This window comes from Povalibacter uvarum, from assembly GCF_014202975.1.
In the GTDB taxonomy this organism is placed as follows: domain Bacteria; phylum Pseudomonadota; class Gammaproteobacteria; order Steroidobacterales; family Steroidobacteraceae; genus Steroidobacter; species Steroidobacter uvarum.
This window is the reverse complement of record NZ_JACHHZ010000001.1, coordinates 199,164-217,801: the sequence shown is the minus strand read 5'-3', so window position 1 is coordinate 217,801 and position 18,638 is coordinate 199,164. Positions and strand designations below refer to the sequence as shown.

Below are 18,638 nucleotides of genomic sequence, written 5' to 3'. Positions count from 1 at the left end.
CGCCGGTTAGTTCGCCGCCGTCTTCTCGCCCAGGAACTCCTTCACGAGCAGAGCGAGCTCGTCGGCGTCTTCGCGAGTCTTCGCGAGAGTCGAGATGCTGGCCTTGAGCGCAGGTGCAGCCTCCTTGAGTGTCTGATCGCTGCGCGCGCCGGCGGCGGTCAATGCATGCAGCCAGTTGATCAGCTCCGCGGTTGCGGGTGTCTTGCGCAAGAGGCGGGAGCGCACCGTCTTGAAGAATGAGAGTGCGCTTTCCAGGAGCGGGCAGGTGCCGTCCGCAAACGCGCCCACGCGCTGTCGCACGATCCTCACGAGCCGGTCGCCCTCCGGGAGCGGTATGTTGTAGAACACACAACGCCGCAAGAACGCATCGGGCAGGTTCTTTTCCGAGTTGCTGGTGAGCACCAGCACAGGACGCATGTTCCTGGCTGCTTTCACCTCCACGTTGCGCAACTCAGGGATGCGGAAGGACATGTTGTCGACTTCATGTAGGAGGTCGTTCGGGAAGTCGCGGGGCGCCTTGTCGATCTCGTCGATCAGCACCACTGAGCGGCGCGGGCCAATGTGCTCAAACCCTTCCGGGAGCACGTTGGCCACTGCGCTGCGGGGATGTGATTGCAAGATCGCTTCGCCGAGTGCGTTGTAAGTGAGGTAGTCGAGGTTGTTGGTGCTGCCCTCCCCGGTCTGAGCGGCATGAAATCGGCGCAACGTGTCGAACGCGTAGAACAGGTCGCGCGCCGCGCTGGTCGATTTGGTATTGAAGATGAGCGCCTTACCGAACCCGAGCTGCCAGGCCAGGCGGTGCCCTAGCTGGGTCTTTCCGGTCCCTGCATCGCCCATCAGAAGCAGCGGCCGTCCGAGCAGTAGTGCCACGTTGATGGCATCAACCAGCGGCTGGTCCAGCAGATAGCCGGCGGGATCGTCCTGCCTCTCGATATCGGGAGCAGGCAGGTCGAGTGGTTCTCCTGGGGGGACGGCATCAATGCCAATGAAAGGGAAGTCGCCCTTGATCGTTGAGTCGCTCATGCTGTGTTCACACTCTGGCCGATCCAGTTCTGCAGGTAGTTGATCACCGCATCCATCGTTGCAACATCAGCGTGGCCGAACATTTCTACATAGTCGCTTTCAGCGAAATGCCGGGGCAGTTTGGTGCGCACCGTACCCACCCATTGCTCGAGATCCTGCTTGGTCACCGACTGCAGTTCGGGCAAAACGCAAACCGGTGCTTGGCTCATCGTGCCGTTGCGTTGCTGCAGCTCGCGTAGGGCAAGGCGGATCGCGTCGCGCGCTCGCTCGCGCTTGGTGCCAGGCAGCCAACTCATGAGTCCGGATTGTTCGGCGTCGTCATACTTCACCGAGATGATGCACCCCACCAGCATCTGCCTGGCGGTCGCCGGAAAGTTGCGCCAGTAGCCATGAATAGCGTCGAAGATCGCCGCCGGTGCGCGCCTGCATTCCTTTGCGCGCACCTGTACAACGGCGATCAGGGCTCCAAGCCGCGAATCCTGCAACGATTCGATCAGCTCACGGTCGTTCGCGAACTGCAGTTGCAGCTTGTCGCCCATCTCCATCCGCAACCCGCGCGCGAAGGCATCCACTTCCGCGGGCTCGAGGCGATCGAGATAGGCAAACCGACTCTCTCCACGCAACTGCACACGCGGCAGCAGTTCGGGCAGCAGTTGTTCTTCGACTCGCTCGACAAATGGTGCATGTGCCTCACGGGCATCGCCGTGAACGACACATAGCAACGGGCGCGTGGGGTTCCAACGAATGTGTTCGGCAATCCTGAGACGCAGAATGAAGGACTGCAGACTTCGGTCGCACAGGTATGGCAACTTCCGCGGCAGAATCGTCGCGAGGGTACGCTGCCGATCGCCGGCCCCAAGTGCGTTGGCACGCGCGTGCTCGATGTTCTCAGCCGCTGCCCTCAGGCCGGCTTCCAGCTTCTGCAGGACCGAACCCGGCTCCTCCGTGAAGAAGGCAGCGATGGTTTCGCCAACTTCCGCGCGGAACTCAGCGATCTCCGTCTGCCGCGTGGCTTCAAAGCACTTTTCGAGCCACGCGACGGACCAAGATCCCTTGGGGTCGGAGAGCAGCGGCACGACCGGCTTGCCGAGTTCACGGGCCCACCGATACTCCAGCCAGGTGATGCTGGTGCGACCGTCGCCGTCCTGTCGAACAGGAGGTACCCAGCCGTAGCGATGCGCGACCAGCAGTACAACGATGTCGCACTCTTCGAGCTTCTTCCGGCATGCGGCGACGCTGCGCTCACCGGTAGGAGCCCAGTCTCGGTGATCGATCGCAATCCATTCCATCTGCCGCAACACGTCGACCACGCTGTCGGCGTGGGCGCCCAAATCTTCGGCGGTAAACGAAATGAACACCCTGCGTGGTCTTATAGCCATGCCCGCTTGCCGGTTCCGTGCGTGCCATACCTGGAGCGTGCGCTCCACCATACGAGTATCCGCGCGGAATGGTGGAAAGCAAGCGACTGAAGTGTCATGCGGTGGTGGGGCGTGTCCGGGGCCGGCTCCATTGACCCTTTGGACTGATACCCGGAATCATCTTTATAGTGTCACGGCCCTCGGTTCTGTCTCATCTGTCAGCTAGGATAATTGGTCCTTTAGGATGAGACCGGCATGGCCGGCCAGGGATTGTCCAAGGCGTTTCGGCCGCCTTGGCCGGACCTGCAGAACGTCCGCCCGGCTTTCCCATCTCGACGTCTCTCCCCGCCTGCTCGCACTGACGGTGCTGCCGCCTTCGCCTATCGCGAGTTCGAACGCATCAGAGCCTTCTGCGCGTAGCTGGCCCTATCTCGCGGGCTCGAACAGTTCGATCGGATTCCCATCCGGATCCTCGATCTGAATCTGCTTTCCGCCCGGGCCGGATTCGACGGTGTTGCGAAACCGAATTCCTGCGCTCTTCAGTTCGTCGATGAACGACAGCAGGTTCTTTACCCTGAGCACGACACGATTCCACCCACCCGGCTCCTGATGCTTCCCATCCGGCATGGGCCGCGAGCCGGATGCATCCGGCCCGCTCAACAGGATGCTCACGTCGCCGAATGAAACGTTCGCGAATGCCGGCAGCTGACGGTGCTTGAGATCGAAGCCCAGATGCGTCGTGTAGAAGGCCACGGCTCGCGCGACGTCTTTCGTGTGATATCGAACTCCGTGCACCGACTCGACGAAGTCATGCGCACTGCCGTTGTTGGTCGATGTAGTCATCCGGCCGCCCTCCTGTCAGTGTCGACTGATGTGATCGCCACGTAAGCGTATTGAGGGAACGTGCTCCGTTGCGATGGGTTCCGATGACGCAACGCACTCCTTCGCAGCTGTTTGCGATTGGCGTCAAGTATGCAATTCGACCGCGCTATTTCTCGGCGGGCGTGGAACTCAGCTGTTTCTTCAGCGCGTACTCACGCCACAGGATCAACAGGCCTGCACCCACGACGAGCGGTGCACCAATCCAGACATAGACAGTCGGAATCTCGCCGAAGAACAAATACCCCAGCACGACAGCCATGATCATGTTGCTGTAGTCGAGCGGCGCAATCGTCGACGCCTCCGCGTAACGATAGGCGTACGTCATGAGCAATTGGCCAAACACACCGAACAGGCCGGCGCCCAGAATGAACAGCCACTGCATCGGCGTTGGCATCGGCCAACCCTGCAGCGAAGTGAGCCCGGCGCAGATCGTGAATGTCAGCGAGAAATAGAACGTGATCGTGACTGCATGCTCTCCGCCGCTCATGCGACGCAGGAAGATCATTGCGACCGCGGAGAACAGCGCACCACCCAACGCGGTGAGCACACCGGGGGTGGCTTCTGCGTCGAAAGTCAGATGCGGGCCGATCATGATGATGACGCCGAGGAATCCGAACCCGAGCGCGGTCCAGCGAAAGCGATGAATTCGTTCGCCGAGAAAAATCATCGCCAGAACCGTGATGAACATCGGCGTCGTGAACGAGATGGCGGTGACGTCCGCCAGCGGGATCATCGTCAGCGCGTTGAACAGACAGAACATGCTGGCCGTGCCCGAGAGCGAACGGCGTGCGTGCGATTGCCAGTTGTTCGTCTTCAGCAAATGCAGCGCGTTCGTGCGCCATGCGATCAGCGCAAGAACCAGCATCGAGACGAGGCCGCGGACGAAGATCGTCTGGCCGGCCGGGATCTCCCGTCCCAGGAACTTCACGCAGACCGTCATCCCGGCAAACAGGCAGACCGAAGCGAGCTTGAACGAGATGCCGAGGACCGGGCGGTGGTCCGTGGGGTGGGGAATCGCCAAAGTGTTGATATTGCTGATGAGAGAATACGGGAGCTTACTGCCGCGAAAGCGGAAATACACGCCTTGGAGCCAAGATGGATTCCCGCGTGCGCGGGAATGACCAGTGGCTGTCAGCCGCCGAGCCCTTCGCAGAACTTCGCAAACTCCGCCTCCGTCGCATACGCCTTCTGCGTCCCACGACGTGTGACCGAATCCGCGGCGTAGCGCACCGCCCGACCGAGCGCTGATTGCAGCGACTCACCGGCCGCGAAATACCGCGCAAAGCTCCCGACGAAAGCATCGCCTGCGCCAGTCGTATCCACAGCCTTCACGCTGATCGGCTCAATGCGCTCGACCTGCGTCTTCGTAACGAGCAGCGCGCCACGCGCACCCATTGTCACGATGACTGTACCGACGCCTTGCGCGACCAGGCTCTTCGCGGCATCGGCAATATGCGCTTCCGTCTCGACCGGCATGCCTGTGAGAATCGCCAGCTCCGACTCGTTCGGCACGAAGAAGCTCGCTTCGCTGACCTTGCTTCGGTCGAGCCCAGGCGTTGCCGGTGCCGGATTGAGCAGCGTCTTCACTCCGTTCGCCTTACCGAAAGCCAGCGCCTCATAGACAGTCTCGAGTGGCACTTCGAGCTGGAGCAGGATGAGGTCGCAAGTCTTGAGATCTGCTGCCGCACGCTGCACGTCGGCTGGCGAAAGATCGGCGTTCGCGCCCTTGACGATCAGGATCGAGTTCTCGCCCGACGGTTCGACCATGATCGGCGCCACACCACTCGGCTTCCCGGGGACTCGCTCGACGTATTTTGTGTCGACGCCGAACTTCTGCAGGTTGCGGATCGTGTTGTCGGCGAACATATCGTCGCCGACCTTGGTCACCATCAGCACTTCGGCACCTAGTTTCGCGGCTGCGATCGCCTGGTTGGCGCCCTTGCCACCGTGTCCGATCTCGAAGCTCGGCGCTTCGACCGTTTCGCCCCGAGCGGGCATGCGGTCGACGTACGTAACAAGATCGACCATGTTGCTGCCGATCACTGCGATGCGCGGCTTGCGTTGAGTCATAGCCATTCCGTCACTCGCCGTAAGGCACCCAGATATTCTTTACTTGTGTCGCGCGGCGCAGGAAACCACGACCCTGGGCACCGGCGTCCGTCCATGCAAGTGCTCGGCCGTAGTTGACCCAGGTCGATTTGATATTGCCGGCGGCAGCCTTCTCGACCATCGCGCTGCCCACCTGCGAACCGAAGTACCAGACCGCTGCAACCTCATCGTGCTCCGCGAGCGTTTTCACCAGCACGTCGCGTTCGCCAGTCACGATGTTCACGACACCGTCCGGCACATCGGACGTATCGAACACAGTATAGAGATCCGTCGCCGCCAACGGATGCCGTGATGAGGGCACGGCGATGACACGGTTGCCCATTGCGATCGCCGGCATCACCAACGAAACGAACCCGAGCAGCGGCGCCTCATCGGGACACGCAATGCCCATCACGCCCCACGGCTCATACATCGCGAGCGTGACATTCCTCGTGCGTGTGGCATGCACGGCACCATCGAACTTGTCAGCCCAGGCGGCGTACCAGAAGGTGCGTTGCACGGCGAGTGCGACTTCATCTCGCGCCGCATCGGCGGTGCAACCCGTCATCGTGCGCAATCGCGTTTCAAACTCCGATGCGCGCGAGGCGAGATTCTCAGCGACGTAGTACAGCACCTGCGCACGATTGTGTGCGGTCGCTGCGCCCCAGCCGCTGGCCTTCGCTGCTGCTTCCACGGCATTGCGGACATCTTTGCGATTGCCGAGTCCCGCAAGACCAACAGAGCCGGCGGGACCATGAACTGCATAGCTGTTGCCACCGTCCGGCCTCGCCTGTTTGCCACCGATGTACATTTTGGCAGTGCGATCGATGGCGACTGCTTCGCCCGCGTGCGCATCCGTTGCCGGCGACGCTGAGAGGACTAATGCCGGTGAGTCCTTACCTGCGACGCCACTCTTCTCTGCCTTGTGGACGAGGTACTCACTCATTCCCTCGCGACCGCCTTCGCGCCCGAAGCCGCTTTCGCGATAACCGCCGAAACCCGACGCGGCATCGAAGAGGTTCGTGCAGTTGATCCAGACGACGCCCGCCTTCACCTTCGCCGCCACTTCGAGCGCGCGATTGAGATTCTCCGACCAGATCGACGCGGCCAGTCCGTAGCGGGTATTGTTCGCAAGCTCCACCGCCTCGCCTGGAGTACGGAACGTCATCGATACAGCGACCGGTCCGAAGATCTCCACTTCAGCGATCGTCGACGCCGGCTCGACTTCCGTGAAAAGGCTCGGCGGAAAGAAGCATCCAGCGCCGGGCATCTGCGTCTTTGGCTGCCAGAGCGTGGCACCCTCGGCCTGCCCTTTGGCCACGAGCTCGCGGATGCGCTGTAACTGCACCGGTGCGACGATTGCACCGATATCAGTGGACTTATCGAGAGGATCGCCGACGCGCAGCGTTTCCATACGCGCCCGAAGCTTCGCGTAGAAGCGCTCGGCGACGCCCTCCTGCACGAGCAAGCGGGAGCCGGCACAGCATACCTGGCCTTGGTTGAACCAGATCGCGTCGACGACACCTTCGACCGCTGCATCGAGATCAGCGTCTTCGAACACCACGAACGGCGACTTGCCGCCGAGCTCGAGTGTCAGCTTCTTTCCCGTGCCGGCGGTCGACTGCCGGATGAGCCTGCCGACCTCCGTCGAGCCCGTGAACGCAATCTTGTCGACATCGGGATGAGCAACGAGCGCGGCACCCGTAGCGCCATCCCCCGTCACGATATTCACAACGCCCGGCGGCAGGCCCGCCTCCTGGCAGATTTCCGCAAACGCCAGCGCGGTGAGCGGCGTGAATTCGGCGGGCTTCAACACCACTGTGTTGCCCGCAGCAAGCGCCGGCGCGATTTTCCACGCGAGCATGAGGAGCGGGAAGTTCCAGGGAATGATCTGTCCGCACACCCCCAGCGGCGCATGATCTGGAAACTCGGTCTCAGCCAGCTCCGCCCAACCGGCATGATGATAGAAATGCCTTGCAACCAGCGGCACATCGATATCGCGCGACTCGCGGATCGGCTTGCCGTTGTCCATGCTTTCGAGCACGGCGAGAAATCGTTCGCGCTTCTGGACGAGCCGCGCAAGTGCGTAAAGGTGTCGTGCCCGCTGATGGCCCGTAAGCTTCGACCAGCCACCGTATGCTTTGCGTGCAGCAGCGACGGCGTTATCGATATCAGCAGCGGTGCCTTCGGCGACGCGCACGAGCACAGTGTCATTCGCCGGGTTGTGAACTTCGAAGCTGCCGCCTCCCGAAGAAGGCACGAACGCACCGCCGATGTAGTGGCCAACGCCTTTTCCGTGATGGCTGAGCCAGGTCTTCACATGGTCATTCACCTCGGGTGCGGGGCCGTAATCCATGGAGACCAGCAACTCTTTGATATTCGTCATCGGCTTCTCTGGTTCTGCTGATCAGGCCATCGCGTGGTGCGAGATCGACGCGTAGCGTCCGGTTACGTAGTGCTCGAGCTGGCGTTCGATGTCACCGAGCATGGAGCTCGCACCGATGCGGAACAGTTCGGGCTCGAGCCACGGCCGCCCCAGCTCTTCCTTCATCAATGACAGCCAGGTCAGCGCATCTTTCGCGGTACGCAGTCCACCCGCTGGCTTGAACCCGATGCGATGACCTGTGAACTCACCGTAGTCACGCAATGCGCGAAGCATCGTGAGGCCCACTGGCAGCGTCGCGTTCACATCCTCTTTACCCGTCGACGTCTTGATGAAGTCCGCACCCGCCTGCATCGCCACCATGCTCGCCTTGTAGACGTTGCGCAGCGTCTTCAGATCGCCCGTCGCGAGAATCGCCTTGAGATGCGCTTCACCGCACGCTTCGCGCATTGACTTCACTTCGTCGTAGAGCGCCTGCCAGTTCTGGGTCAGAACGTGAGCACGCGATATCACGATATCGATCTCGGCAGCGCCCTCTCCCACCGCGTAACGAATCTCGGCGAGACGCTGCGGCAACGGCGTGAGTCCTGCCGGGAAACCTGTCGCGACGGAGGCCACCGGAATTCCCGACCCGGCGAGTGCTTTGACTGCCGGTGCAACCATCGTCGGATAGACGCATACCGCACCGACAGTTGGCGGCGAATCAGACAAGCCGAGCGCTGCAACGATGTCATCGCGAATCGGCCGGCGCGCCTTCATTGCAAGCCGGTGAACCCGACCCGGCGTGTCATCACCAGCGAGCGTCGTCAGGTCGATGCACGTGACTGCCTTCACGAGCCACGCCGCCTGGTATTCCTTCTTCACCGTGCGGCGCGTGCCGAGCGTAGCGGCACGACGCTCGGCGGCCGAGAGATTCACCTGGATGCACTCGAACCATTCCGGCGTGAGCACGGTCCCGGGATTGCGATCGATGGTCGTCATAAAATCTTCCAGCCGCGACTCACTTGCAGGCGGGCTTCGCCTTGTTGCAAGCGGCCACCAGTTCCTTCGGCGGTTCCTTCTTGAACACTGTCTTGTACGACTCGAGCACGTTGCCTTGCACGACTGGCAGCGACTGCACGCCGACCCACGCCGGCGGCGTCTTGCCAACGAGCGCCTTCATCATCGCGAGCGCTTCGGCGACACCCTGATCGTACGGACGCTGCGAGCCCGTCGCCTTGAGCGGACCACCCTTCGCGATCTCGATTGCCGATTGCAGACCGAGATCCACCGTCGTGATCGGAATATTCACGCCCTGCGCACGCATCGACGAAATCGTGTCCAGCGCGGGCTGATCCCACACAGCGAACAGCGCTTGAACATCGGGATTGGCCGTGAGGAAGTCGCCAGCGATCTGCGAGACCTTCGACGGATCCGTGAAGTCGACCTGCTTGATCTTGATGTCAGGACGATTCCTGGCGAGCCAGTCCTTGACCGCTTTCGTGCGCTGGTTGGTGCTGAAGTAATCGACTCCGAAATGCACGATGCCGAGCTTGCCGCCCTGCTTGATGCAGGACGCCGCAATCTGCGCAGCGATCCAGCCGTTGCCCTGACTGTCGGCCGACACCATCGAGGCATAGTGCTCCGGGTGTTTGAGGCCGGCCGGCACGTTGTCCATGAAGACCAGCTTGATGCCCGCAGCCGACACCTTCTTATATGTAGCGGCGGTGGCGACGCCGTCGACGGGAATCGAAATGATCCCGTGCGGCTTGCGCTGAATCGTGTTCTCGATATCGGCGATCTGCTTGTCGACCTGGTATTCAGCCGAGGTCACGCCGATGACTTCGACACCGTACTTCTTCAGCGTGTCGGTAATTCCCTGTACCTGCAGCTGCGACCAGTCGAGATTCACGGTCTGCATCGTAATGCCGACGCGGAACTTGCCCGCCTTGATCTTCGCGATCTCATCCGGTGTCAGTTGCAACTGGTCGACCGAAGCCGCTTTTTCGCCGTTTGGCCCCTGGCCAATGATCGTCTTCGGCCCCAGCGTTGCGAGATCGAGTCCGGTTGCACACCCTTTCGGTGCCTGTGCGTAGGCCCCCGTCATCGCGAACGTCAGCGCACCCGCCAGAATCAGGGCGGATCGGAGTTTCGGTCGTCTGCTCATGGCCAGTGATCCCTTATGCCGGTGCGATGTGGGCCGAAGCGATAGCGGCTCGATCACCGTTTGGTGAAGGCTACCGCGGCCACGATGATAGCGCCCTTGATGACCAGCTGGAGCGATGAACTGACCCCCAGCAAAACCAGGCCGTTATTGAGAGTGCCGATGATAAGGCTGCCCAGTACGGTCCCGAGGATGAAGCCCCGGCCGCCGAACAGACTGCATCCGCCGAGAATCACAGCGGCAATCACATCCAGCTCGATCCCCTGAACGACGTCCGGCCGCGCGGCATGGGAACGGGCCGACAGAACCAGCGCCGCGAGCCCGGCCAGCATGCCCGTGAACACGAAGGCCAGCGTCGTGACGCGCCGCGTGTTGATGCCTGAATACAATGCGGCGGTCGGATTGCCGCCCGCCGCGTAGATCTGCCGGCCGTAGATACTGAAGTGCAGCAGCAGAATGCCGATGACGATCGCGAGCAGCGTCCAGGCGATCGGTGCCGGGATCCCGAGGAATGTCGTCTCGCCGAACAGCTCGATATATGGGTCGCTGGTGATGATCACGGGCTTCGTATCCGTGATGAGCATCGCCAATCCCCGTGCTGCGCTCAGCGTTCCGAGCGTCACCAGAAACGAGGGGATCGCGAGGCGAGTCGTCAGCACGCCGTTGATGAATCCGACCAAAGCGCCCGTGCCGATTCCCGCCACGGCACCGACCAGCCAGCTGTCGTACACATGGGCCATCGCGAGCGCGGCACACATTCCCGACAATGCGAGGGTCGAGCCGACGGACAGATCGATCTGGCGCGCAATGATGACGAACGTCATGCCCACCGCCATGATCGACACCAGCGCCGTCTGCCGGCCGATATTCAGGAAGTTATCGAACGACAGGAAGTGAGGCGACGCCGCGCTGAAGACGACGAGCATGATGACGAACGCGACGTACAGCATGTACGGCTGATCGCCCTGCAAGAGCTGACTCACGAGCTGGCGCGCCCGGGGTGGTGCCGCAGCTGCGACTGTCGTGGAGCTGGATTCCGTCATGATGCCTGTGCCGCGGCTCGCGGAAGTTGGATCAGATGATGAAGCGCCTCGGTACCGTCGATTGCTTCGCGCCCGACCGTCTCGACAATCGCACCGTCGGCAACGATGGAAATACGGTCGCACAGGCGCAGCAACTCGGCCAAGTCGGAAGATACGACGAGCACTGCCGTGCCGGACCGGGCGGCCTCATTTACCAGCGCGTAGATTTCCTCTCGCGCGCCCACGTCGACACCTACAGTCGGCTCGTCGAGCAACAGAACGCGTGGGCGCGGTTGGTGCCACTTGCCGAACACGACTTTCTGCTGATTTCCGCCCGACAGATTCTTGACGACAGTGGAAGCACTCGGCGCCTTCACCGCGAGCTTGCTCACGACAGCTCTTGCTTGCGTCATGGCGCCGATGCGATCGAGCCAGCCCAATCGAGAAAAGTGCGGCAGTCGTGGCAGCGTGAGATTTCGCTCGATTGCATGGTCCAGTACGAGCCCCTGCACTTGCCGATCCTCGGGCACCAGCGCAACGCCTTGCTCGATGGCGGTGCGTGGTTTTCTGTTCGAGAGCGCAACGCCTTCGATCCGAATCTCACCTTGCTCGACGGCCCGAAGCCCGAAGATCGTCTCGAGAATCTCGGTTCGTCCGCTGCCGATCAGGCCCGCCAGACCGTGGATCTCGCCGGCGTGCACATTGAGGTCGACGCAGTTGAGACAATCGTTCGTCACGCGGGACAACGTCAGCACTGGCTTGGAGGCCGACACAGCAACCTCCCGTGTCTTCTGGATAGGCGCGTCAGCGCCCAGCGCCGCATGCCCTGGCCCAACGATTGCCGTGACCAGTTGCTTCATATCGGTCTTCGCCGTCACGAAGCTCCCAGCATTCGCGCCATCGCGAAACACCGTTACGTTCTGGGAAATCCGGAATACTTCGTTGAGTCGGTGAGTGACATAGATGACGCCGACGCCACGCTGCGTTACGGTGCGGACGGCATCGAACAGGATCTTTTCCTCGCCCTCGGTGAGCGCCGAAGTGGGCTCATCCAGGATCAGGATTCGCACATCGCCCATCAACGCCTTGGAGATCTCCGTCATCTGCCGGTAAGCGAATGGCAGCGAGCCGACTGTAGCGCGAGGATCGAGCGGAATCCCGTGCTCGCGCAGGAACGCGCTCACCTCGGTCATGAGCTGGCGCTTCTTGAGGAAGCCGAATCGGGTTTGCGGTTCACGCCCCAGCATCAGGTTGGCCCCGACTGAGAGCGATTCGACCAGGCTCAGGTCCTGATAGACGACCGCAACACCTGCAGCGCGCGACTCAGCGGGCGACGCGAACCTGACTTCGCGACCGGCGATCTCGATACGGCCGCTGTCATGCTTGTGAACACCGCTCAGGATCTTGATCAGCGTCGACTTGCCGGCGCCGTTCTCACCGAGCAGAGCGTGGACTTCACCGGGAAAGACTTCGAGGTCGACACCGCGCAGTGCGTGCACACCACCGAAGCTCTTCGTGACGCCGCTGACTCGGACCAGCGGCGTCTGAGGGGAAAGCTGAGCCGGGGAGTTCATCGAATTGGAAGTGGCTGTGGAACTGATTCCGTCACTCCCGCGAAAGCGGGAGTCCATGCCTTTCACAGATGGATTCCCGCTTTCGCGGGAATGACGGAATCACTCTTCTCACAACCTCAGAAGTTCGCCTTCAGCTGCACACCCACCGTCCGCGGCTCATTGATGAACCCCGTCAGGTTGTTGAAGTCGATGGCGCCGACCGCGATCTCCTCGTCCGTGATGTTGCGGCCGAACACCGCGACTTCGTACTTGCCGTCGCTCCAGTTGTAGCCGATGCGCAGGCCGCCCTCGAGCAGTTCCTTGCCGGTGAACTCGACCGACTCGTACAGGAAGAAGTTCACCTCGCTGCGATATGCCCAGTCGGTGTAGGCGAACAGCTCGCCGTTGCCGAGCGGGATGCCGTAGCGCAGCGTGAAGTTCGAGATCCATTCGGGCGCCTGCGGCAGCTGATTGCCGTCGATGACCGCAAGGCCGCCAACGATCGGGTCCGTGACAGTGCACGCGAAGCAGACGCCGACCGCGATATCGTCATCCTCGATCTCGGTATCGTTGTAGCTCGCGCCCAGTGTCACCAGCAGGTTCTGCGTCAGGTACGCCTGAAAGTCGAGCTCGGCGCCCTGACCCACCGTCTTGTCCGCGTTCAACAATCGCACGGCGTTGCTTGCACCGCCGACGGCGGTGAGCTGCTGATCCTTCACTTCATAGCGATACAGATTGAAGTACAGCTTGGCGCGACGATCCATCAGATCAGCTTTCACGCCGACCTCAACGGAAGTGTTGTTTTCCGGCTCCGCGACGGATTGATTGCCGAACGCTGACGCGGGCTGCACGCTGGCGCCGCGGAAACCCGTCGCGACGCGCGCGTAGAGATTGACAGCGTCGTTGATCGCGAACGTGCCGCTCACGTCCCAGTTCACTTTGCTGTCGCTGAGGCTCGCGGTCGTCGGCAACGTCGGATCCGGGAACGTGAAGCCTTCCGGCACGCCCGTTACGAAGTCTTTCTCGTCGTTGGTGTAGCGAACGCCGGCGCTCAGCTCGAACGCATCGGTCATTGCATAGCTGATCGAGCCGAACAGCGCGTACGCCGTATTCGTCTGATTCGAGCGCAGATACTGCGTCTGCGCGCCGGTGCCGAGGCTGTCATAGGCGAAGCTCTCGATGTCATAGTCCTCATCGAAGTAGTACACGCCCGCCTGCCAGTTGAACGCACCGTCCGACTGCGACTCGAGGCGCAGCTCCTGCGTGAACTGATCGAGCGAGGGAACACCGTCGGCTGTTTCGCTCGGGAACGGAATGAAGCCCGGGCCGTTCGGCAGACCGCAGAATCCGCAGCCATAACCGCCGTCGATGTCGCCGCGACTGTAAGTGTCGAGCGTTTCGTAACCCGTGATCGAGTACAGCGCGACATTACCGAAGTCCCAGCGCAACCGGATGTTGCCGCCGTAGATGTTCAGCTCCTGTTCGTTGCGACCGTCGATCGAAATGGTGTCCGGATCGAACCCGCTGACAAGGTCGTTGCTGCCCGACTGGATGATGTTGGCGCGGAACAATCGTGCAGTGCCATCCAGGCTGCGCATGTGCGCATTGAACAATGCGCTGAACGTCTCGCCCGGGTCGTACATCAACTGCACGCGTCCGGCGCGATCGTCGTAGCCTTCATAGACATCGTCTTCGCCCGTGAGCGCGTTGCCGACGAAGTCGTCACGGTGCTGGTACATTGCCGAGAAGCGGGCCGACCAGTTCGCACCCAGCGGGACGTTGATCGCGCCTTCGATGTTGGCCGTGTTGTACGTGGCTTCGGATGCGTTGATATAGCCGCCGAATTCCTTCGACGGCTTGACCGAGTCGAACTTCACCACGCCACCGGGCGTGTTGCGGCCGAACAGGGTGCCCTGCGGTCCGCGCAGCACTTCGATCTGGTCGACGTCGAAGATCGGAAAGCCCTTGAGGATGGGATTTTCCTGGACGACTTCGTCATAGATCAGCGAAACGGGCTGCGATGCGTTCAGTCGAAAGTCCGTATTGCCATAGCCGCGAATATAGAAGCGCGGAAAGGCTCGGCCGAACGACGATTCCACGTTGAGGCTGGGAATGCGCGCAGCCAGCAGGCGCACGTCCTGGCCACCGGACGCGAGAACATCGAGATTCTCGCCGCTCACGGTCGAAACGGAGATCGGCACGTCACGGATGTCTTCAGCGCGTCGCTCAGCGGTGACGACGACCACTTCGAGCTCCGGCGGTGCCTGCGCGAATGCTGCTCCGAGCGGCAACGCAAGAGCCGCCCCCAGAAGAATCGTATTTCCCCCGCACGTCATGGCTTTCCGTTTGCGCATGTTCATGGATGCTGGCTCCCGCTTATTGTTTCGCGACCCCTGATGCCCGGCGAGGATACACCTGTCGCCGCTCGCATGGCACACCGACCCGGCTATGGGTCGTCGGGCGATTCCATTCGGAGCATGTCCTTGCCCAGCGCGACTTTGCCGGAGGCAATCAATGCTTCGCCGGCGCCGACCCGATCGCGCGTCTCGCGGTTCTGGCTGAGCTTGAACTTGCCTTCCAGCCGGGTGATTTCGACTTCGATTCCCACGATCGCCTTCAGGAGCGCATCGATGTAGTCCGGCGGCGCATCCGTCATCTTCCAGGGAACGCTCCGTGAACCCTCGTGCACTCTGGTCAATCGGGCGACAACGCCGCGCACGTGCTTCTCGTCGTCGTGAATGGTGATCCGCCCATGAACATGCACGACGCTGTAGTTCCATGTCGGCACCTGCTTGTGAGCTTCGTGTTTGCTCGGATACCAGTTCGGAGAGATGTAGGCCTCCTCTGCCCGAAACACGACCAGCACATTCGCACCGCTCTCCACCGAGTGCCACAGCGGATTGCTGCGAGCGACATGCCCTCGCAATAGGCCATGCGGTCCGACGTTGGAGTCGAGGTCGAACGGCAAGTGGTTGGCATCGAGCCCATCGCCGCCATGCGTGACGAGCATGCCCAGCGGATGTTCGCGGATCAGGCGATGCAGGACCTCGGGACGGGATTCTGCAAAGTGTTTGGGGATATACATTGCCAATGCACTGTGGCTAATTCGACACGCTGTGCAGCACGCCACGACGCTGCATCGAACTGGCAAACCAGAGCTGAAAAAGCGCGAAGCCGACGATGAAGAGCGTCAGCGGCAGATTGAAGAAGCCCTCCGGCGGCGGATTCGTGATGTATACCATCGTGTTCGCGATCGCCCCGAACAATGAAGCGGCGAACGCCGGTACGGCGAATCGACTGCGCAGCAGAAGCAGGATTGCCCCCACGAGTCCGCCCACGACGCCGAGGCCCCACGTGAGCGTGCTCCAGAAAGGCAAGCTGCTCACGTAGTCGCGATGTGCTGCCGGCATTCCCTCGAGGAACGCGTCAGCCGCGAACGTCGAACCGGCCCAAAGGAAGACACCGGATGCGTTCCAGAGAAGCGCCATAACGCCGACGACCCACAGATGCCAGGGGGCCGACCCGCTTCGCGCCGATTGATTGTCTGACACCGACACCCCTCCCTTCCTTCGGCAAAGGATCGGCGCCGCTTCCCGGCGTGTCAATCGCGCATCGAGACGATCTAGAACGTAATCTTCACCGAGCGCGCATTGCGCTTGGCCTCACCGTGGTACACAGCTTCGATGTTGTTGCCGTCCGGATCCAGCACAAACGCCGCGTAGTAACCCGGATGGTAAGGACGCTCTCCGGGCGCGCCGTTGTCCTTGCCGCCGTTGGCCAGAGCTGTCTTGTAGAACGCGTCGACCACGGCCCGGCTGTCTGCCTGGAGCGCAAGATGGTGGCGGCCCGTCAGCTCTCCGCGTGCGCCCTCCCAACCCGCGTTGGAAATGCACAGTTCGTCAGCCCAGAAATATTCGTCGCCGCTGCCGCCGATGGGAATGCTCAGACTCTTGAAGATCGCCTCATAAAATTTCCGCGAGGCAGGCAGATCCCGGACGACGAGTTGAACGTGGTCGATCAGTCGACCCCTGTGCAGTTCCTGCGTTTCCATTCCTTCCTCCTGGCGGTTGGCGCGTGCAAGACGTGACCCCAGGGACTGAACCCGTACCCAAGCGACGAGTTCCATTGACCTGCATCCGTATGTGCTCAGCAGAACGATCGGTCGTATGTAGCGGGCTGCGCTGTAGTTGTTTCTTTCAGCAGTGCTGGACCAACGACACAGGCTATCCACCGCGGGAGGCATCCTGCTGCATGCCGTTTCCTTCCTTGTTGAAGATGTCATCGAGCAAGTGCGGCAGCTCCTCGATCGCATTCGGCTTGAGCGCTATCGCCCGAACGCCAGCCTCGTAGGCTCTCGCGCGTTCCTCGTCCAGCAAGTGCCCCGATACCAGAACGATGGGCAGCTCCGGGCGGAGCTGCACGATCAGGCTGGCGAGTTCGAACCCTGTCATGCGAGGCATTGCAAGATCGGTGATGACTGCGTCGAAATCGCTCGGATGTTCGCGGATCGCGGCGAGTGCCAGCAGCGGGTCGGTGAACGTCGTCACCCGGTAGTTCCAGCGCTTGAGCGCACGCGCGACGAGGGAGACTATGGATTCCTCGTCGTCCACATAGACCACGTGCTGGCGCTGACCGGGTCGGGCAACTCGTGCCACGTCTGCATCCGCGTTCTGCGACGCATGACTGATGGGCAGCAACACTTCGATGCTCGTGCCCACACCTGGCTCAGTTGTCACGTCGACAGTGCCGCGGTGTCCCTGCACGATCCCGTGCACGACTGCGAGGCCCAGACCGGTTCCTCCTGTGCCTTTCGTCGTGAAGAATGGCTCGAACATGCGAGCACGCGTCATTGCATCCATTCCCGGCCCGCTGTCGCGAACCGTCAACCGGATGTACGACGCTGACTCCGCTTCCACCTGATCGACAGATACGTGCACGACTCCGCCCCGCTCGCCGATGGCCTGCGCCGCGTTCGTCACCAGATTCATTACCACCTGATGAATCTGTCCGGCATCGGCCATGATCTTCGGTAGCGATGCTTGTACATTTGGACGCAGCTCGATCATGGCAGGCAGCACCGCACGCAACAGGTTCAGAGCTTCGTTGACCACTGACTCGATGGCAGTGGGCTGCTGCTCGCGCGCAGAGGGGCGAGCGAAGGTCAGGATGCGACGTACCAGTCCGCTCGCGCGTGCACGTGCCTTCTCGATCTCCTGGAGATTCAATCGCAGCGGACTGTCGGGCGAACAATCCTCCAGCGCCAACTGTGCGTTGCCGCCGATGGCCAGCAGGATATTGTTGAAGTCGTGCGCGATGCCGCCGGCCAGCTTGCCGAGTGCGTCGAGCCGTTGAGCCTGCTGCAATTGCGCTTCGAGCTCCACTCGTTCCTGCGCGGCCATCACTTGCAGGGTAATGTCCTGCACCACGCCGAGCACGGAATGCACTTTGCCGACTTCGTCTCGCTCCATCTGGAACATCGACGAAAGATGGTGAACGCTTCCATCAGGATGGATGATGCGAAACTCGTGACGCGCGAGCGACTCGTTCGATCTCAACGCATCGATGTACTCCCGCTGCACCCGCGGACGATCGTCGGGATGTAGCAGCGCCATGTGCTCCGCCACCGTCGGCACCGGACCTCGCTGAAGACCATAGAGTTCGAACATGCCCGAGGACCAGCACGTGCCTTCGTCTGCGGTCCAGGTCCAGGTCGCAAGCTTGGCCAGACGCTGCGCCTGTCGCAGCAGCGATTCGTTCGCGCGCAGCGACTGCACCATCGCGTGACGCTCCGTCGTATCCCACACGACCCCGGCAAACACCCCTCCCGCGGCGGCCGCCCCGACGAAACTGCTGCTGGCACTGAGCCAGCGGACACTCCCATCCGCCCGGAGAACCCTCACTTCCATGAACGCCGGACGCAGCTCCGTCGGCTGCTTCATCTGCTGGAGGATCCCTTCGCGATCCTCGGGGTGCATCAGGTTGATGGCATCCATCGGCTTGCCCCCGAAAGTGCCGGACGGCAAGTCGTACAGCGCGTGCATGCGCGCATCCCATTCCATGGCGTTGGTGGTCGTGTCCCACCGCCACACGCCAAAGCCGGCGAGGCGCAGCGCCTCCCGTAACTCCCGATCGCGATCGGCTGAGTCGGCCATGGGTACGTTTTGTTCGGAAAAACGGACTTTCCGC

At 61.7% G+C, this 18,638-nt stretch carries 15 protein-coding genes; all 15 read right to left on the bottom strand.

The window, feature by feature from the left end; translation table 11 throughout:
- Positions 1–6: 6 nt before the first annotated feature.
- Entirely contained in the window at positions 7–1,023 is a 1,017-nt protein-coding gene (locus HNQ60_RS00870) for an AAA family ATPase (RefSeq protein WP_184329133.1), read from the bottom strand.
- Positions 1,020–2,402, bottom strand: a complete 1,383-nt coding sequence (locus tag HNQ60_RS00865) for a DUF4062 domain-containing protein (RefSeq protein ID WP_184329132.1) — start codon at positions 2,400–2,402, stop codon at positions 1,020–1,022. Before HNQ60_RS00865 ends, HNQ60_RS00870 begins: the two co-directional genes overlap by 4 nt.
- Before the next feature lie 405 nt (positions 2,403–2,807).
- Positions 2,808–3,224 carry a VOC family protein gene (locus HNQ60_RS00860; RefSeq protein ID WP_184329131.1) on the bottom strand — a complete coding sequence of 139 codons (417 nt, stop codon included), beginning with the start codon at positions 3,222–3,224 and terminating at the stop codon, positions 2,808–2,810.
- Positions 3,225–3,369: 145 nt separating this feature from the next.
- Positions 3,370–4,284, bottom strand: a complete 915-nt coding sequence (locus tag HNQ60_RS00855; RefSeq protein WP_184329130.1) for a DMT family transporter — start codon at positions 4,282–4,284, stop codon at positions 3,370–3,372.
- Between the two features lie 110 nt (positions 4,285–4,394).
- On the bottom strand, positions 4,395–5,339 hold the full coding sequence (gene rbsK / locus HNQ60_RS00850) for a ribokinase (protein WP_221303954.1): 945 nt from the start codon (positions 5,337–5,339) through the stop codon (positions 4,395–4,397).
- Between the two features lie 4 nt (positions 5,340–5,343).
- Positions 5,344–7,737 carry an aldehyde dehydrogenase family protein gene (locus HNQ60_RS00845; RefSeq protein WP_184329129.1) on the bottom strand — a complete coding sequence of 798 codons (2,394 nt, stop codon included), beginning with the start codon at positions 7,735–7,737 and terminating at the stop codon, positions 5,344–5,346.
- A 21-nt stretch (positions 7,738–7,758) separates the two neighbouring features.
- Positions 7,759–8,715 (bottom strand): deoxyribose-phosphate aldolase, encoded by a 957-nt coding sequence (gene deoC, locus HNQ60_RS00840; protein ID WP_184329128.1) that lies wholly within the window; start codon positions 8,713–8,715, stop codon positions 7,759–7,761.
- A 19-nt stretch (positions 8,716–8,734) separates the two neighbouring features.
- Positions 8,735–9,820: a substrate-binding domain-containing protein gene (locus HNQ60_RS00835; RefSeq protein WP_407676427.1), complete on the bottom strand. Its 1,086-nt coding sequence runs from the start codon at positions 9,818–9,820 to the stop codon at positions 8,735–8,737.
- A 113-nt stretch (positions 9,821–9,933) separates the two neighbouring features.
- Positions 9,934–10,920, bottom strand: coding sequence for an ABC transporter permease (locus HNQ60_RS00830; RefSeq protein WP_184329126.1), 987 nt, complete (start codon positions 10,918–10,920; stop codon positions 9,934–9,936).
- On the bottom strand, positions 10,917–12,473 hold the full coding sequence (locus tag HNQ60_RS00825) for a sugar ABC transporter ATP-binding protein (RefSeq protein ID WP_184329125.1): 1,557 nt from the start codon (positions 12,471–12,473) through the stop codon (positions 10,917–10,919). The genes HNQ60_RS00830 and HNQ60_RS00825 overlap by 4 nt, the downstream gene beginning before the upstream one ends.
- Before the next feature lie 116 nt (positions 12,474–12,589).
- Positions 12,590–14,806, bottom strand: coding sequence for a TonB-dependent receptor (locus HNQ60_RS00820; RefSeq protein ID WP_184330145.1), 2,217 nt, complete (start codon positions 14,804–14,806; stop codon positions 12,590–12,592).
- A 92-nt stretch (positions 14,807–14,898) separates the two neighbouring features.
- Entirely contained in the window at positions 14,899–15,537 is a 639-nt protein-coding gene (locus tag HNQ60_RS00815) for an FMN-binding negative transcriptional regulator (RefSeq protein ID WP_184329124.1), read from the bottom strand.
- A 16-nt stretch (positions 15,538–15,553) separates the two neighbouring features.
- A complete protein-coding gene (locus tag HNQ60_RS00810; RefSeq protein WP_184329123.1) occupies positions 15,554–16,003 on the bottom strand; it encodes a hypothetical protein in 450 nt (149 codons plus the stop codon).
- 71 nt (positions 16,004–16,074) lie between these two features.
- The gene (locus HNQ60_RS00805) at positions 16,075–16,503 is read right to left on the bottom strand and encodes a VOC family protein (RefSeq protein WP_184329122.1); all 429 of its coding nucleotides are present in this window, start codon (positions 16,501–16,503) and stop codon (positions 16,075–16,077) included.
- Between the two features lie 172 nt (positions 16,504–16,675).
- Positions 16,676–18,604, bottom strand: coding sequence for a hybrid sensor histidine kinase/response regulator (locus tag HNQ60_RS00800; protein ID WP_184329121.1), 1,929 nt, complete (start codon positions 18,602–18,604; stop codon positions 16,676–16,678).
- Between the last annotated feature and the right edge of the window lie 34 nt (positions 18,605–18,638).

What these genes read in the sequence shown, in the direction of transcription:
- HNQ60_RS00870 (WP_184329133.1), bottom strand. Translation starts at nt 1,023, where the DNA reads ATGAGCGACTCAACGATCAAGGGCGACTTCCCTTTCATTGGCATTGAT.
- HNQ60_RS00865 (WP_184329132.1), bottom strand. Translation starts at nt 2,402, where the DNA reads ATGGCTATAAGACCACGCAGGGTGTTCATTTCGTTTACCGCCGAAGAT.
- HNQ60_RS00860 (WP_184329131.1), bottom strand. Translation starts at nt 3,224, where the DNA reads ATGACTACATCGACCAACAACGGCAGTGCGCATGACTTCGTCGAGTCG.
- rbsK (WP_221303954.1), bottom strand. Translation starts at nt 5,339, where the DNA reads ATGGCTATGACTCAACGCAAGCCGCGCATCGCAGTGATCGGCAGCAAC.
- HNQ60_RS00845 (WP_184329129.1), bottom strand. Translation starts at nt 7,737, where the DNA reads ATGACGAATATCAAAGAGTTGCTGGTCTCCATGGATTACGGCCCCGCA.
- deoC (WP_184329128.1), bottom strand. Translation starts at nt 8,715, where the DNA reads ATGACGACCATCGATCGCAATCCCGGGACCGTGCTCACGCCGGAATGG.
- HNQ60_RS00835 (WP_407676427.1), bottom strand. Translation starts at nt 9,820, where the DNA reads ATGACGGGGGCCTACGCACAGGCACCGAAAGGGTGTGCAACCGGACTC.
- HNQ60_RS00830 (WP_184329126.1), bottom strand. Translation starts at nt 10,920, where the DNA reads ATGACGGAATCCAGCTCCACGACAGTCGCAGCTGCGGCACCACCCCGG.
- HNQ60_RS00825 (WP_184329125.1), bottom strand. Translation starts at nt 12,473, where the DNA reads ATGAACTCCCCGGCTCAGCTTTCCCCTCAGACGCCGCTGGTCCGAGTC.
- HNQ60_RS00820 (WP_184330145.1), bottom strand. Translation starts at nt 14,806, where the DNA reads ATGCGCAAACGGAAAGCCATGACGTGCGGGGGAAATACGATTCTTCTG.
- HNQ60_RS00815 (WP_184329124.1), bottom strand. Translation starts at nt 15,537, where the DNA reads ATGTATATCCCCAAACACTTTGCAGAATCCCGTCCCGAGGTCCTGCAT.
- HNQ60_RS00805 (WP_184329122.1), bottom strand. Translation starts at nt 16,503, where the DNA reads ATGGAAACGCAGGAACTGCACAGGGGTCGACTGATCGACCACGTTCAA.
- HNQ60_RS00800 (WP_184329121.1), bottom strand. Translation starts at nt 18,604, where the DNA reads ATGGCCGACTCAGCCGATCGCGATCGGGAGTTACGGGAGGCGCTGCGC.